Origin of the sequence: Halovenus aranensis (genome assembly GCF_900100385.1) — an archaeon.
GTDB lineage: Archaea > Halobacteriota > Halobacteria > Halobacteriales > Haloarculaceae > Halovenus > Halovenus aranensis.
Window position 1 is genome coordinate 68,410 of the sequence record NZ_FNFC01000015.1, and the last position, 14,516, is coordinate 82,925.

The 14,516-nt window shown below is 60.5% G+C and carries 18 protein-coding genes; 11 read left to right on the forward strand and 7 right to left on the reverse strand.

Going from position 1 to position 14,516, the window contains the following annotated elements; genetic code table 11:
* The first annotated feature begins 452 nt into the window (after nucleotides 1-452).
* The 9 genes from BLR34_RS14230 to BLR34_RS14260 all read left to right on the forward strand — a co-directional run bounded on the left by BLR34_RS14230 (nucleotide 453) and on the right by BLR34_RS14260 (nucleotide 7,556).
* Entirely contained in the window at nucleotides 453-1,436 is a 984-nt protein-coding gene (locus tag BLR34_RS14230; protein WP_092704206.1) for an NAD(P)/FAD-dependent oxidoreductase, read from the forward strand.
* A gap of 88 nt (nucleotides 1,437-1,524) precedes the next feature.
* Nucleotides 1,525-2,889 (forward strand): FecCD family ABC transporter permease, encoded by a 1,365-nt coding sequence (locus BLR34_RS17275; protein WP_245683230.1) that lies wholly within the window; start codon nucleotides 1,525-1,527, stop codon nucleotides 2,887-2,889.
* A gap of 1 nt (nucleotide 2,890) precedes the next feature.
* The gene (locus BLR34_RS14240) at nucleotides 2,891-3,844 is read left to right on the forward strand and encodes an ABC transporter ATP-binding protein (RefSeq protein ID WP_092704208.1); all 954 of its coding nucleotides are present in this window, start codon (nucleotides 2,891-2,893) and stop codon (nucleotides 3,842-3,844) included.
* Entirely contained in the window at nucleotides 3,844-3,975 is a 132-nt protein-coding gene (locus tag BLR34_RS17525; RefSeq protein ID WP_281240908.1) for a hypothetical protein, read from the forward strand. The genes BLR34_RS14240 and BLR34_RS17525 overlap by 1 nt, the downstream gene beginning before the upstream one ends.
* A gap of 43 nt (nucleotides 3,976-4,018) precedes the next feature.
* Nucleotides 4,019-5,314: an ABC transporter substrate-binding protein gene (locus BLR34_RS14245; RefSeq protein ID WP_092704210.1), complete on the forward strand. Its 1,296-nt coding sequence runs from the start codon at nucleotides 4,019-4,021 to the stop codon at nucleotides 5,312-5,314.
* Between the two features lie 3 nt (nucleotides 5,315-5,317).
* Nucleotides 5,318-6,043 (forward strand): FAD-dependent oxidoreductase, encoded by a 726-nt coding sequence (locus BLR34_RS14250; RefSeq protein WP_092704212.1) that lies wholly within the window; start codon nucleotides 5,318-5,320, stop codon nucleotides 6,041-6,043.
* A 14-nt stretch (nucleotides 6,044-6,057) separates the two neighbouring features.
* On the forward strand, nucleotides 6,058-6,978 hold the full coding sequence (locus tag BLR34_RS14255; RefSeq protein ID WP_092704214.1) for a DUF7551 domain-containing protein: 921 nt from the start codon (nucleotides 6,058-6,060) through the stop codon (nucleotides 6,976-6,978).
* A 69-nt stretch (nucleotides 6,979-7,047) separates the two neighbouring features.
* Complete coding sequence (locus BLR34_RS17530) at nucleotides 7,048-7,173, forward strand: hypothetical protein (RefSeq protein WP_281240909.1); 126 nt, start codon at nucleotides 7,048-7,050, stop codon at nucleotides 7,171-7,173.
* A 65-nt stretch (nucleotides 7,174-7,238) separates the two neighbouring features.
* Complete coding sequence (locus BLR34_RS14260; RefSeq protein WP_092704216.1) at nucleotides 7,239-7,556, forward strand: hypothetical protein; 318 nt, start codon at nucleotides 7,239-7,241, stop codon at nucleotides 7,554-7,556.
* A gap of 142 nt (nucleotides 7,557-7,698) precedes the next feature.
* On the opposite strand, the gene BLR34_RS14265 is transcribed toward BLR34_RS14260, so the two are convergent.
* The 5 genes from BLR34_RS14265 to BLR34_RS14285 all read right to left on the reverse strand — a co-directional run bounded on the left by BLR34_RS14265 (nucleotide 7,699) and on the right by BLR34_RS14285 (nucleotide 12,057).
* Nucleotides 7,699-8,403, reverse strand: a complete 705-nt coding sequence (locus tag BLR34_RS14265) for a metal-dependent transcriptional regulator (RefSeq protein WP_092704240.1) — start codon at nucleotides 8,401-8,403, stop codon at nucleotides 7,699-7,701.
* A 43-nt stretch (nucleotides 8,404-8,446) separates the two neighbouring features.
* Nucleotides 8,447-9,457: a metal ABC transporter permease gene (locus tag BLR34_RS14270; RefSeq protein WP_092704218.1), complete on the reverse strand. Its 1,011-nt coding sequence runs from the start codon at nucleotides 9,455-9,457 to the stop codon at nucleotides 8,447-8,449.
* Nucleotides 9,454-10,239 carry a metal ABC transporter ATP-binding protein gene (locus BLR34_RS14275; protein WP_092704220.1) on the reverse strand — a complete coding sequence of 262 codons (786 nt, stop codon included), beginning with the start codon at nucleotides 10,237-10,239 and terminating at the stop codon, nucleotides 9,454-9,456. The genes BLR34_RS14270 and BLR34_RS14275 overlap by 4 nt, the downstream gene beginning before the upstream one ends.
* Before the next feature lie 7 nt (nucleotides 10,240-10,246).
* Nucleotides 10,247-11,320: a metal ABC transporter substrate-binding protein gene (locus tag BLR34_RS14280; RefSeq protein ID WP_092704222.1), complete on the reverse strand. Its 1,074-nt coding sequence runs from the start codon at nucleotides 11,318-11,320 to the stop codon at nucleotides 10,247-10,249.
* Between the two features lie 227 nt (nucleotides 11,321-11,547).
* Complete coding sequence (locus BLR34_RS14285; protein ID WP_092704242.1) at nucleotides 11,548-12,057, reverse strand: winged helix-turn-helix transcriptional regulator; 510 nt, start codon at nucleotides 12,055-12,057, stop codon at nucleotides 11,548-11,550.
* Nucleotides 12,058-12,170: 113 nt separating this feature from the next.
* Here BLR34_RS14285 and BLR34_RS14290 point away from each other — a divergent pair, with 113 nt between their 5' ends.
* Together BLR34_RS14290 and BLR34_RS14295 are read left to right on the forward strand one after the other, a co-directional pair.
* Nucleotides 12,171-12,533, forward strand: a complete 363-nt coding sequence (locus BLR34_RS14290; protein WP_092704224.1) for a DUF7471 family protein — start codon at nucleotides 12,171-12,173, stop codon at nucleotides 12,531-12,533.
* A gap of 158 nt (nucleotides 12,534-12,691) precedes the next feature.
* Complete coding sequence (locus BLR34_RS14295; protein WP_092704226.1) at nucleotides 12,692-13,279, forward strand: 50S ribosomal protein L15e; 588 nt, start codon at nucleotides 12,692-12,694, stop codon at nucleotides 13,277-13,279.
* A gap of 204 nt (nucleotides 13,280-13,483) precedes the next feature.
* Here BLR34_RS14295 and eif1A read toward each other — a convergent pair whose 3' ends face one another.
* A complete protein-coding gene (gene eif1A / locus BLR34_RS14300) occupies nucleotides 13,484-13,771 on the reverse strand; it encodes a translation initiation factor eIF-1A (RefSeq protein ID WP_092704228.1) in 288 nt (95 codons plus the stop codon).
* 56 nt (nucleotides 13,772-13,827) lie between these two features.
* A complete protein-coding gene (locus tag BLR34_RS14305) occupies nucleotides 13,828-14,463 on the reverse strand; it encodes an IS6 family transposase (RefSeq protein WP_092700659.1) in 636 nt (211 codons plus the stop codon).
* Nucleotides 14,464-14,516: the final 53 nt, after the last annotated feature.

Here is a 14,516-nt window from a genome sequence, read left to right on the forward strand (position 1 = left end):
TCGGACCACGTATATACCCGAACTGGCACGCCACTCGTGTTCTCATCGTGCCGACGTCGTTCGGAACCCCGGTAGTAGTCGCTACGGTGGACCGGTAGACCCAGTGGTTCTCGCCTACCTGAGGGCACCAGGCTTGTAGCGACTTGGACAAGCACATCCCGTAACGCCGAAGAACAATACTTGCGAATTTTTAGGGCGGCCAAAAACCGGAACGGTTTTAGTTGTTTAGGATAGCCTAAAAAATATGCCAGGCGAGAACAGACGGGACGATACATCTACTCCGCCAGAGCTGCGGTCTGAGAGCAACTCGTCGACAGATTTCAGATTGAGATGGCCGCGAATGAGCACCACGCAGAAGTGGGCGAGTGGCACGGCTCCGGCAGCCAACCCAAAGCCGGACAGCTGTTCTCCCGCCAGCGAATCACAGCTATCAGCGAGAGGGAGGGCTGACAATGCCAGATACAGAAACTGAACTCGCAGAGACAGACGACCACGACGTTGTGATCGTTGGCGGCGGCCCGGCGGGCTGCTCGGCGGGCGTTTTCTGCGCCCGCGAAGGGTTCGACACCGTCATCTTCGACCGCGGGCGTTCGTCTCTCCAGCGGTGTGCTCACCTTGAGAACTACCTCGGATTCCCCGGCGGGGTCGACATCGAGACGATGTACGGGCTGATGCACGACCACGCCGAGACCGCTGGCTGTGAGATAGTTTCGGACCTCGTCGAGTCGGTCGAGCAGACCGACGACGAAGAGAGTTTCCGCGTGACACCACAGGAAGGAGAGTCAATTACCGCGAGGCAGGTCGTGGCAGCTACGCGCTATGACGGCGAGTACATGCGCGGCCTCGACGACGACGCCGAGATGTTCGAGACCCACGAACACGGCGGCAAAGAGCACGAGCACTTCGACGGCGAGTACGCCGACCACGACGGCACCACGCCGGTCGACCGGCTGTACGTCGTCACTCCCGCCGAAGAGGACGACCAGGCGATTGTCGCTGCCGGACGGGGCGCACGCGTCGCACGACGTGTCATCGCCGACGCTCGAATCGACGACGGCTGGTGGGAGGAAGTCGCCGACGGCGTAGACTGGATGCGCCGCAGGGCCGAGCTCGACGACGAGTTGTCCGACCGGACTCAGTTGGTCGAGTGGTTCGACGCCCACTATGGCGCGGACGCACCCGTAGCGCCGGACTCCGACCGATACCAGCGGGTCCGTGAGGCGAGGATTGGCAAGTCGGTTTCGTCGCACATATCCCCTGATGAAATCGACGCACGGGCTGGGGCCGGACAGGAAGCGCTCGCATCTCACCTCGACCCGGCGCATATCGTCGAAGCCGTGGATACGGCGGCGCTTCTCGACCAGATAGACGACGACAAGATACTCGCCGCCGCCGAAGACAGACGGCCCGAACGAGAGTCGGGGGTCGAACGATGACCGGCCACGTGTCCGCCTACGTCAGCGCCCACTCGTGGCGATGCCCGGACGTGTGCGCTAAAAGCGACACAGTGAGTGTGAGAGACCGATGAGTAACGAAACAGTCGGAGACGGCCAGGCAGCAGGCACTCGGGACACCCGTCGGTTCGTCTGGCTGTTCGACCCGCGGCTCGTGATGACTGCGCTCGGGAGTATCGCTGTCGTCGTACTCGCGGGGCTCGTGCAGGTGAGCTTTGGTTCGTATTCGATGAGCGTCGGCCAGGCGTGGTCGGCTGTAGTCAACCCGGACGTTCTCCTGAACCAGCAGGCGTGGAATTCGTTCCTGCTCGGGGGGGAACTGCCCGAGATGGGGCGAAAAAGCCTCATCGTCTGGAGCATCCGCCTGCCGAGAGTGTTCGTCGCGATTATCGTCGGCATGAACCTCGCTATCTCGGGGGCAATTTTCCAGGCAATCACCCGCAACGAACTGGCGAGCCCATTCATCCTCGGCGTTTCCTCGGGGGCGGGACTGATGATTCTCGTTGTCCTTGTGGCGATTCCCTCGTTTGTCCTCGCGGTTCCGTTTCTCGCCCTGACCGGAACACAGGGGGGTCTACTTGGCGGAGGGGCTACCCTCGTGTGGCTGTTCGGGGTCGCGGGCGCTTGGTGGTACGGGGTCGAGCGGCGTCAGTTACGTGCCATCGGTCTGGTTGGGGCCGTGCTGCTCGGGGGTGCGTTCGTCGCTGTCCCCGGTATCAGCCTGCCGGTCGGTGTTGGGGAGTTGTCCTTTGCGGTTTCGACGCTGCTCCCAGTCATAGCGGCACTCGGTGGAATCGCGGCGTTTCTTGTGGTCTATGCCATCGCCTGGAAGAACGGCACGTCGCCGGTCCGACTCGTCCTGGCAGGCGTAATCGTCGGTACGGTCTTCAAGAGTCTGCAGACAGCGCTGTTCTTTTTTGCAGACGATCTCGGCGTTGTCCAAGAGGCCCTCGCGTGGACGACCGGCTCACTCACCGGAACAGACTGGGAGCAAGTACGGATGGCTCTCCCGTGGTCGGTCATCGCAGTCGTGCTCGCAATCGCTGGTGCACGGCAGTGTAACGTGATGTTACTGGGGGAACAGACTGCGAAGTCCCTCGGCATGTCGATCGAGAAGGTTCGGTTTGCGCTCTCGGGTGTGGCGGTGCTGGCTGCTGCTGCGAGCATCGCGGTGGCCGGCATTGTCGGCTTCGTCGGCCTCATTGTCCCGCACATGGTGCGCAACCTCGTTGGGAGCGATTACAAGAAAGTAATCGTCGGCTGTCTGTTCGTCGGCCCGGCACTGATGGTCGCTGCCGATGTCGGCGCACGATTGGGAATGGGAGTCATTACAGGTTCGGACCTCCAGATTCCCGTTGGAGTTGTCACTGGGTTGGTCGGCGGCCCGTATTTCCTCTATCTGATGCGGAAAAAACAGGAGATGGGTGAAATCTGAGATGACGCACAAGATACTCGATAGACTGCTGTCAAGCGGTACCGACGCGGCAGGCACAGAGGAGTCCACTGGTGAAGCGGTGTCCGCCGAGGAGGACGAACAGATGCCGACGAGTGAACTGTCCGGGGACGGCCTCGTCCTCAAATATCCGCCGATGGATGAACCAGTCATCGACGGCGAGACGCTCGTCGCCGAGCCGGGTGCGGTGACCGCGCTCGTCGGGCCGAATGGCTCTGGGAAGAGCACGCTGTTGAAGGGACTCGCCAAACAGCTTGCCCCCGAAGACGGCTCTGTGCTTCTGGACGGTCGGGATGTGCACACGATGGACACCAAAGAGCTTGCACGGAAACTGGGCCTGCTCTCTCAGGAGAGTACCTCACCGAACTCAATCACCGTCGAAAATCTGGTGTATCACGGTCGGTACCCCCACCGTGGTTTCTTCGAGCACGTGACCGAAGCGGACCACGCCGCGGTCAACCGGGCAATCACGCTGGCTGGTTGTGAAGATATCCGTGACCGCGAGGTGGGGAGCCTCAGTGGCGGACAGAAACAGCTAGCCTGGATTGCGATGGTCCTCGCCCAGGACACCGACGTGTTGCTGCTCGACGAGCCGACGACGTTTCTCGACCTCCACCACCAGCTAGAGGTAATGGAAATCGTAGAGACACTCCGGGATGAGAGCGATATCACGGTGGTCGTCGTCCTGCATGACATCGAGCAGGCTGCGCGACTCGCTGATAAGATGGTCGCGCTCAAGGACGGCTCTATCCAGGCCCGTGGCACGCCGGAAGAAGTCGTCACGGAGAGGCTACTCGCAGAGGTGTTCGAGATCGACGCCCGGGTTGAGGTGACGCAGCGCGGTCCCCGAATCGAGCCACTACAGCCCCGCCACGACGAGGGCGAGCCGGAACAACCGCCAGAGCGTATCGCCCGTGCCGACGGCGGAGACAGCTGATGGCCACGCCAGCGAGGGTCGCCACAGACGAGAAACGACAGCGCCCGCTTCGCCGGGACTGGGGCCGACGAAAGGCAATTTTCCGCTCGAACCACCAGGAGACGCTGTCGAGTGGCGAACGTCGGAATTGAGTGTTCCGGTAGGTTTTTATATTTTTAGGCTAGCCTAAAACACATGGCAGACGATGGCAGCGGACACGAGATGTCGACCCGTCGGAAGTGCATGAAGTACTGTGGAGTCGTCGCCAGCGGGGGCTTTCTCGCTGGATGCACGGGCAATTCGGACTCGGATTCAGAGCCAGAAGAGAGTCCGACCCCAACAGAGTCCGGCGAGGGCAACACAGAACCGACACCGACCGGGGAATCTACAGCTACCTCGACAGAGACAACTGAGAAAGCGTTCTCGGCATCGATGCCCCCGATTGGTGAACTGACGCTCGAGGAGCCGCCAGCCTCCTGGGTCGGCGGATTCGGCTTCACCGCCGACCTGTTAACCGCACTGGGTCAGGGGGACGGCGCCGTCGGTATGGTCGACCCTCGGTTCTGGTATCAAGGGTTTTATGACTTCCTGGACGGCGTGAGCGTTCCAGAGGCCGCTGACCTTCCCCAGATTACGACAACCGACCGTGACACCGATATGGAGGTTGTCTACGACCTCGAACCTGATCTGATGGCCATCGACCCGAACATCCTCCTTGCTGCATACGGGCTCGAAAAGGCGGAGGCAAAGCGGATTCGAGAGAGCGTCGCACCCTGGTTCGGAAACGGAAGCCGACGAAAGCGCTTTGACGGGTGGACAACCTGGCCGGGCGGCGAGTCGTACTCATACGTATCTCTGCCCGAATATATCCCGAAATACGCCGCTCTGTTTGGCGAAGAGGAGCGCGGCGAGGCGTTGCTTGACCTGTATGAACCGTTCATCGAAGACATTCGGTCGCGTGTGCCACAGGAGAGCGAGCGTCGGTCTATGGCGCTGGTGAATGGACGGTACAACCCTGAGAACCGTGACGGATGGGTCGTCTACAACCCGAAATCGGCGGTCGAAAAGACGTGGGGGAAGAAACAGTACCGCGATTTGAACGTCGTCGACGCCTTCGAAGGCGCATACGGCGGCCAGTCCTCTACCAAGGTGGGTTTCGAGGGCCTGTTGGAGTACGACCCGGACGTTATTATCTTCAACTTTGGCATCACGTATCGCGACTTCCAGGGAGTGAACCTGATTCAAAAGCAACGAGAGTTGCTGCAGAACCATCCAGTCGGGAGCGAAGTGACCGCCATCAAAAACGACGATGTCTACGTCGGGGGGACTCCGTACCAGGGTCCGATTATCAACATGTTCCAGACGGAGATGGCCGCCAAACAACTCTACCCCGACGAGTTCGGGTCGTATCCCGGATATGGGCAACTCTCGGAGAGTGAACAGTTGTTCGACCGACAGCGGCTTGCTGATATTGTCAATGGAGACATCTGACCAATGAGTGGGTTGGACGTTGTCGTTATCGGTGGCGGCGTCGCCGGCCACTCGGCGGCCCTCTTCACCGCGCGCCACGGGCTGGACACGCTCGTCATCGACGCGGGCGGGTCGATTCTCCGACGAAACGCCCACCTCGAAAACTTCCCGGGCTTCCCGGCTGGCGTCAACGGCTGCCAGCTGCTTGACCTCGTCGAAGAGCAAGCAACAAACGCAGGCTGTGAGCAGGTGACCGCGACCGCTACGAGTGTCGAGCAGAGCGTGGACGGGTTCGCAGTCGAGACAGATGCCGGCGAGTACCACACGAGGTATGTCGTCGCGGCCACGAAGAACGTGGTCGGGTATCTCGACGGGATAGACGGCATCGGCATCATCGACCGCGGAAAGGCGTTCGTCGACACCGACGAACGCGGGCGGACCGGCGTCGACGGGTTGTACGCTGCCGGCCGCCTCGCAGAGAAACCCCACCAGGCTATCGTCTGTGCCGGCCACGGCGCAGAAGTGGGTGTCACTATCCTCGAAGACGACGACCGACCGTTCTATCACGACTGGGTTGTGCCCGAAGGTTACTTCACCGACCGTGGGCGCGAGCTCCCACCGGGCTGTGCGGAGATCGGCGAGGCCGAACGAACAGACCGCGAAGCAGAGTCACTCGACGTGATGGGCGAGCGCTTCGCCGAACCGCATCCGGACGAACAGCGCACCCACCCGAGTCTCGAAGAGGACTAGCCTGCACACCCAGTATGGTTGGCCCAACACTCGTCGACATCAGAGAGCATATCGAAACGCTCGCCGCTGCGGACGGACAGTACTACGTCATCTGTGGGCGGACAGGCGACCGGCCAGTCCCCGCGGCCGGGTGTCGGTTTCGGGACCGTGCCACCGCGCGGGGCGCCGCCCGCGCCACCGAGCAGTATCGGTCTGCGCTGCGACGCTACGACCCGCAGGTCCCTTACTACGACCTGATCGTCTGCGAGGAGACGACCGACGACCCAGCAGGGACAGACCGACGGGAGTACTCGTCGGGGGCACCACGGCAACACCTCTCCGAGCCCGTACTACCCGAGACCACCACGCCCGAACAGCGCACGCTCGTCGAGTTCTGTCACCGCGTGGCCGGCGTTGTCTTCGAGACCGTCTCCGAAGCGGGCTACGATGGGCTCGAAAGCGCCGTCATGGACGCGTACTTTGAGCTCGCCGAGACGGTCGAGAATCCCGACGAACTCTGTCTGTATCTCCTCGAAAGCATGGCCAGCGAACTCGACGAGCACCTCTCTCTCTCGAATCAGAGTGACCTCTTCCTCGATGCTGCGGCCCGATTAGAGCAACCAGACGGCGCGAACAACCCCTTCGACGCGACACTGTCCGTACTCGAAAAGCGGGGCCTCATCGAGAGCTACACACGCACACCGCAGCCGACCGGTCTCGACGACAGCACAGAGACGACCGTTGCCCAGATTTCCGGCTATGCACTTTCATCGCGCAGCGACCGCCTCCCAGTACTGCCGGTGACTCTCGAACTCTGCCGACACCGCAGGGAGCGGTCCCCACAGTCCGTTCGAGTGACTGCCGTAGACGGAGGCTGGCAACTCACGTTTGCCCCCGCGGAAACGGTCGAACAGGACAGTCTCGTGAGTGCCCCGATTCGGAGAGATGCGATATGACAGTCGACCGAGCATGCACGAACCCGCGTTCGAACCGAACGAGAGGTCGGCGTCGAGAGGGTATGACCGATGGCTGACGGACCTCGCCGGCAACGACCGAACGCGTGGGCGTGGCTGTATCTCGCGCTTTTTACGAGCGACGAGGAGTCTCCGGACGCCGAGACTAGAGCTGAAAACGGAGACGAGACGCGCTGACCGCCGGTGATACCGACAGAGAGAAAAACCACAATAGACGTCGAATGATAAAAACAATCACAAAAATGATACTACAACACACGCAATTTCACCCGCTTTTGCTCCCGGGTGTCGGGTCGCCGGTTCTCGTCCTCCCGTTCGTGATCGAACTCGCGGTGCTTACTCGCGGTCTGTACACGCGCAAATCCACCGACATCGTCCTCGCTGCTGTCGCAGTCCCTTGTCTCGTCGTCTCGACGTGGGCTACCGTCGAGGGGTTGAATCCATCGGGTGGCGTCTACTGGGGAGAGGTGTTCTCAATTATCGCCGGCGGGATACTGACTCTCTTCGTCGTGATAGACTGCATCATCGGATCGGCTGTGAAGGCACGCGCGAGCGGATAATATCTACTGCACTCCCACGGAGAAGTGTCCCCGCCCCGAATCAGAGAAGCTAGCCTTCCGGAGGAGGGACACCGTCTTACTCGTCAGTTCTGAAATTCGACAACGAATTCCAGGAGAGAAGCCGGCATGCCGCTGTGCTCGGTCAGTCAACGGCGACGAGAATCTGTGTGGCGATTCGTTTCGGCAGGCTCGTCTGCTCGCTGCTCTCTCCGATTGTGAGGACCACCGTGCCGATGGAGGTGGTTTCGACGATACGGATGCGTTTCGTCGGTTCGAGCCCGACTGTCGCGAGATACTCGAGCACGTCGTCATCCTGTGTCATAATCCGCGTGACCGTCACAGTCGTCGTGGCTTCAACCTCGGCTAGTGACGTGGTGTCGGCCGACTGTGGCAAATCGAGGTTGCTGTCGGGAATCGGGTCACCGTGTGGGTCGGTCTCTGGCATGTCGAGTTCCTGTTCGATCTCTCGGCAGAGCCGCGCGCTGAGGTGATGTTCGAGGATGTCCGCCTCGCCGTCGACCTCGCTGATGGCGTATCTGAACAGCTCCGAGAGCAGTGTCTCGGCGAGCCGGTGTCTGCGGATGACGCGTAGCGCGAGCGTCTCGCCTTCGGCCGTGAGACAGATCGGGCGATACCGTTGTCGGTCGATCAACCCCAGCTCTGCGAGCGTACTGAGCATACTGGTCACCGATGCTCGGGTAACGCCGAGCTCATCCGCGATTTGTGCGTTTGGCACCCTGCCGTTGGCATCCTGCTCAAGCCGGTAGATGCGGCGGAGGTAGTCTTCCATCTTTGGCGTCACCGCCGGCAGCGACTCGGGCGTGTCCGTAGCGTCTGGAGCTGTCATCTGTGTCTCGACGATAGCACGGGAGTCTCGGACGGCAGTTGAGTCAGTCCCCACTCGACTCGGTTTTGTTGATATCGATGCGTCCCATCTCGGGGGAGCCCTCCTCGCCGAAGGCCGTCTGGAGCTTTCCGAGCACGACCGCGATGACGTAGATTGTGACTGCGACGAGGACGATGACGCCCCCGGCGGTCGCCTTGCCGTAGTACGACACGCCAATCCCGAGAATGACGGCAAGCTCGGCAAGCACGACCGACACGAGGAGAGATTCGGTGAAGCTCCGGGCGACTTGACTCGCACCCGCGACGGGGACAACGAGCATGGCGGCGACGAGGATGACGCCCATAATCTGCATCGCGCCGACGACCACCATGGCCGTCAGCATCACCATTGTTCGGTTGTACCAGCTCACCGACAGGCCCGAGACCGCCGCGGCGGTCTCGTCGAAGGTGACATACAGTAGCTGGTTGCGCGTGAGTCCGACCACGCCGATGACAATCACGAACAGCGCCAGCAGTATCGCTGCGCTGTCCTCCGACACCGTCGAAAGGTTGCCAAAGAGGAACTGGTTCACGCCGACGGCGAGTCCACCGGCGTTGATGCTAATTAGTGTCGTCCCGAGCGCAAAGCCCGTCGAGAGTACGATAGCCATCGAGACATCGTTGTAGGCGTCAGTCGCCTCCGAGATAAGTTCGATGAGCAGGGCTGCAATCATGGCGACGACGACAGCCGTCAGATAGGGAGAGACCCCCAAGTCGAGGACCGCGTTGAGGAACAGCCCGACGGCGACACCAGCAAAGCCGGTGTGGGCGAGTGCGTCGCCGATGAGCGCCAGCTGGCGATAGACGAGGAAGGTTCCAATAAGCGGGGCCATCACGCCGATACAGAGGCCGACCAAAATCGCTCGGTGCATGAACCCATACCGGAGCAACTCCAGGCCGGTCGTCTTCGCCACCCAGGACATGAGCCCCGACCAGAGTTCGAGAAACCAGTACAGCGGCCCGAACACGGCGTCTAGTGGTCCCATCTGAAGCGGGGTGTTTGGGAGGTGAGTCATCGAGAACCACCCAGCAGATTCGCCGTGGTTCCGAAGGCACGGGCCAGGGCATCGCTTTCGACGAACGCATCGGCCGGTCCGTCGAAATAGATTTCACGGTTGAGACAGATGACGCGGTCGGCGTGTTCGGTGACCGCGCCCAGGTCGTGTTCGATGAGCAAGACCGTGATGCCGTTGCTGTTCAGCGCGTCCAGGAGGTCGTAGAACGCCTCGACCGATTCCATGTCGACCCCGACGGTGGGCTCGTCGAGCACGAGCAGGTCGGCCTCGCTGGCGAGCGCGCGGGCGATAAACGCTCGCTGGCGCTGACCGCCAGACAGCTGTGTCACACGGCGACTCGCGAACGCGCCCATGCCGACCGTTTCGAGCGCCCGGTCGACGATCTCCCAATCGTCACGGGAAAGACGACCGAAGCCGACATGTGGAAATCGACCCATCTTCACAACTTCACGGACGGTAATCGGCATCTCTTTCGAGGCGCTTGCGTGCTGGGCGACGTAGCCAATCCGGGACCCGTCGTCGAACTGATGTGAAGGGTCGCCGAACAGTCTGGCGACCCCATCGTCGGGCCGGAGCAGCCCCAGCATCAGCTTCATGAGCGTCGATTTGCCCGAGCCGTTCGGGCCGACCACCGCAGCGTACTCGCCGGCGTCGATCTGGAGCGATATGTCTTCGACGACCGGCGTGGACGTGTACCCGAAGTCGACGCCGGCTAGCTCGATGAGAGGCGTGCTGTGTTCTGTGCTTGCGGTCGCTGAGTGTGTTGTCGGTTGTGTACTCATTGGTCGTTCATTCGAAGTTCAGCCACTCATCGGACCAGCCGTCGGGTCCGACCTCGTCGGGTTGTTTGTTGCCGAGCACAACCTCGAACGTGGGCATGTTGATGTTGTAGGCGATTTCCTCGTACCCCCAGTTGTTCTCGACCCAGTCCTCTCGCACCCCCGCGTACGGGGTGACGGGCAGGTATCCTTCGACCCGTGTTTCGTTGAGCAACTGCTTCGCTGGCCGCCGCGATTCGAAGACACCGTTGGCGATGTACTCGATGTCATTCTCGTCGATTACCTCCTTCGCCTCGGCGATATCCGAGGGTTTGACGTCGCCGCTGGCTGCGAGATTTGTGACGAGCGGGACCATTTCTGTATCGTACCTGACGCCGATGTACTGGAAGGCGTTGTGTGCCGCCAGTTGGACGACGTTTCGCTCGGCGGCGTCGAAGATGGCCTGATAGTCCCGGTCGATTTGTTCGAGCGTCTCGGATTTGTACGTCTCAGCGTTGGTCCGGACGGCACTCTCCTGTTCGGGAGCGAGTTCGACGAGTCCGTCGGCGATGTTATCTACCGACTGCTTCGCCCGGTCGGGGTCGAGCCAGAAGTGTGGGTCTTTGCCCTGCTGTTTGCCGACACCCTCCTCGTCGGGGTCGAGCGTCGCCGCGAGGTCGACAAGTTCGACACCCTCACGGACGTTAATCAGCTGTGTATCGACGTTGTCGTCCTGGAGGGTCTGAATCGCGCGGTCGGCCCACGGTTGGAATCCCGGACCAACGTGGAGAAACGCATCCGCTTCGATGATCTCTTTGGTCACGCTCGCGTTCGGCTCCCAGCCGTGGCCGTGCAGTCCAGTCGGAATGAGGTTTTTAACCTGGATTGGCGTCCCGTCCGCGAGTTTCCGTGCGAAATCATAGAAGCTAAAAAAGGACGCAACCGCGACGGCGGGACCGTCCCCGTTCGCGCCGTCGTTGTTCGTGGAACTGGTGTCGTTACCACTGCTCACGCATCCGGCGAGACCAGTAACGAGAACTCCGCCGGCGGTGAGGGCTCTTCTGCGTGTGAACGTCTCAGCGTTCGACTGCTTCGTGTTGTCCATCGTCAGCTAGTCGTGGCTGGTCAAAATATATAGTAGTTTTCATCAAAACTATAGATTAGACGCATCTAATTTTTTGGGCGGCGGATTGTGCGTACGTCGAGCGACGGAGTTCGACTGCCGTCGTCCACACCAGAGACCGACCGAGCAGGCCAGCAGAGAACGCGAAAAGACAGAACAGTCTCACCAAAGGAGAGATTCGCAATCGAGAACGCAGCAAGGAAGCGCAGTTACTCGGCGAGCAGTTCGTCGGCGAGTCGCGAGAACCGGTCGATGAGCCGGTCCGAAAAGCGCGGCTCGACCTCCCGGAGCAGCCGGTAGGTCGTCGAAGAGTCGGTCAACTCGACGACGAGCCCGTCGTCGGTTTCGGTCTTCCGGACGACGTCGTGCTCGACGAGATTCGAGAGGTGCCACTCGACGGTGCTTCGGGCGGTTCCCAACCGGTCGGCGATGTCGGCCGGGGCGACACGCTCGCGTTCGAGCAACAGCAAGACGACCTCACGGGTGCTCTCCCGGCGCAACAGCGCAATCGCACCTCGCTCCCACTCGGAGTACGTCGGCGGATAGTAGTGGGTTTTTCCGCAGATAGACTCGCGCTGGATGTCCTCTCGCCTGAACAGTTTCCGGAGGTGGTACTGGGTCTGTCCGGTCGCGATATCGAGTTTCCGGCTGATAGCGTTGAAGTGGATGCCGGGGTTTCGATGGATGCAGTCCCGAATACGTGACCGCGTCTCTGACACTGAACGTTCACCTAGCTCAATGTACGGGAGCGTGTACATAAACGGCCGGCGGTTTCCCAGGTGCGGAGAACGCCCGGCCTTTGATTACGGGGACGACCCTACACACACGCACGATGGAGTACACCACGGCGGTACTCAGTTCGGCTGGCGAGTGGCCGGGCGTCGAGGGGTCGCTCGTCTTGCTTGGCATTATCCTGCTTGCCGGCATCGGCACTGGACTCCTGTTCGTCGCCAGCCTCGTCACCTGCCTGCGCCGACGGTCTCGCCGGTACGTCTTGATTACTGTCGCGGTCGGCGCGCTCTTTGTCCGGTCGTTTCTCGGCATCGGCACGGCGTCGGGAGTCGTTCCGATGATGTATCACCACGTCATCGGACACAGCCTCGATTTTACAATCGCCGCGATGGTCCTCTATGCGGCGTATCTGAGCGGACCACGGGACATCACCCCCGACGGCGACGAAGACAGCGTGACCTGAGACAGCTTCGAAGGCCTTTTGTTCGCAACTCTGGAACGACTCTATACCTACCAGGACGACGGGCACCGGTGGGCACCTGTTGTACACAGGTCGGGATGTGAACCGCACGAGACGCCTCGTCGACGGTTTGAACCACGCAACGCCCGTGGTGAACACCAATGGCACGAAGCTTCTATTCGCACATCCGGGACGCATGGAAAGACCCGGACGACGGCAAAGTCGCACAGCTTCAGTGGGAACGACAGCAGGAATGGCGCGACCAGGGCGCTATCGAGCGCATCGAGCGCCCGACTCGGCTCGACCGGGCGCGCTCGCTTGGCTACAAGGCCAAACAGGGCGTCGTCCTCGCACGCGTAAGCGTCCGAAAGGGCGGGTCGCGCAAACAGCGGTTCACGGCCGGTCGACGCTCGGCGCGCCAGGGTGTCAACCGCCTCAACCGCCGCAAGAACATCCAGCGCATCGCCGAGGAGCGATGTACCCGGAAGTTCACGAACCTGCGCGTCCTCAACTCGTACTGGGTCGGCGAAGACGGCAGCCAGAAGTGGTTCGAAGTAATCATGCTCGACCCAGAGCATCCGGCAATCGAGAACGACGACGACCTGAACTGGATCTGTGACGACACGCACAAGAACCGCGCGATGCGTGGCCTCACGAGCGCCGGCACGCAGAACCGCGGGCTGGAGTCGAAAGGCAAGGGCACCGAGCGGACTCGCCCGAGTCTCTCCAGTAACAAATCGCGGAAGTAACGCGGGCCGCCGGCGGTCTATCCACTCCTCGCAACAGTTACACCCCTCCAGCGACAGTCGAGTCACACCTGCTGTGAGTTTCGCCGAACGTATACCCCGAGTGAGAGACACATCGCTATGGGACGATGAACAGAGAGAGACACCGCCGGCAGGGGCTGTCGACTTCGTCGCCCGAATGGCGGCGGCGAGAGGGAAGAACCGCGGTTACTCCTGAATGTGACCTTCGTCGCGGAGCTGGTCGGCCTCCTGTTTCTCATAGCGCCACGTGATATCGGCTTTCTCGTCTTGCCAGTCCCACGGTTCGACGAGGACGACATCGTCTTCGCGAATCCAGATGCGTTTTTGCATCTTACCGGGGATGCGCGCCGTTCGCTCGACGCCGTCCATACAGCGGACGTTGACACGGTTTGCACCCAGCATGTCAGTCACGACCGCGAACACTTCGTCGTCGTCCGGCATCCGCAGGTTCTTCCGTCCCTCGTTGTCACTCATATCGGGTCGTTCGGAATCGATATAGTTTAAATCTTCCACTTGCGTCGGGGTAGTGTTCAGATAAGCTGATTCCATGCGAAGGCAAACGATCTAAGCCAGTCGTCAGCTGTGTCTGCTTGTGCGTTGCTGAAACAGTTTGAAAAGCTAGTGGTTCGACGTTTTACTTCTCGAAAGACACGTTCGACGCTGTTGCGATTTCCATTGCGTTCGTATCTGAAATCGAGGCCATGTCGTGAACAGGCGTCTTTCAGTGAATGCGAGCCATCGATGAGAAACACCGCATCGTCAACGTTGTGTTTCTCGCGAAGTTCAGCAAAGAATGCATGAGCGATTACCTTGTTTGTTGTCGGTTCAAGCTCTGTATGGAGTAATTCGTTTGTTTCGGGATCGACAGCAGCGTACAGCCAGTATTGCTCGTCATTGAGTTGGATCACAGTCTCGTCAACCGCAACGTGATCCGGGTTTTGCCCATCTTCGGGCTGTAGATCTGCCTTATGAACCCAGTTATGAACAGTCGAACGCGCACGATCGACACCGAATATTTCAAGAACAGAAACAGTATTCGAAAGCGATAGTCCTGCAAGATGCAACTGAATACTGAGCTTCATCAGAAATCGCGGTGTCGCTTCTCGTTCAATAAACTCTAAGTTGATCTGGTCGATACTACCGCTGAGGCTAGCGTTTTCGGGCATGATCACTCAGAAAACGCTACGCCTCACTCTTCAATCCTTATCTGAACACCACC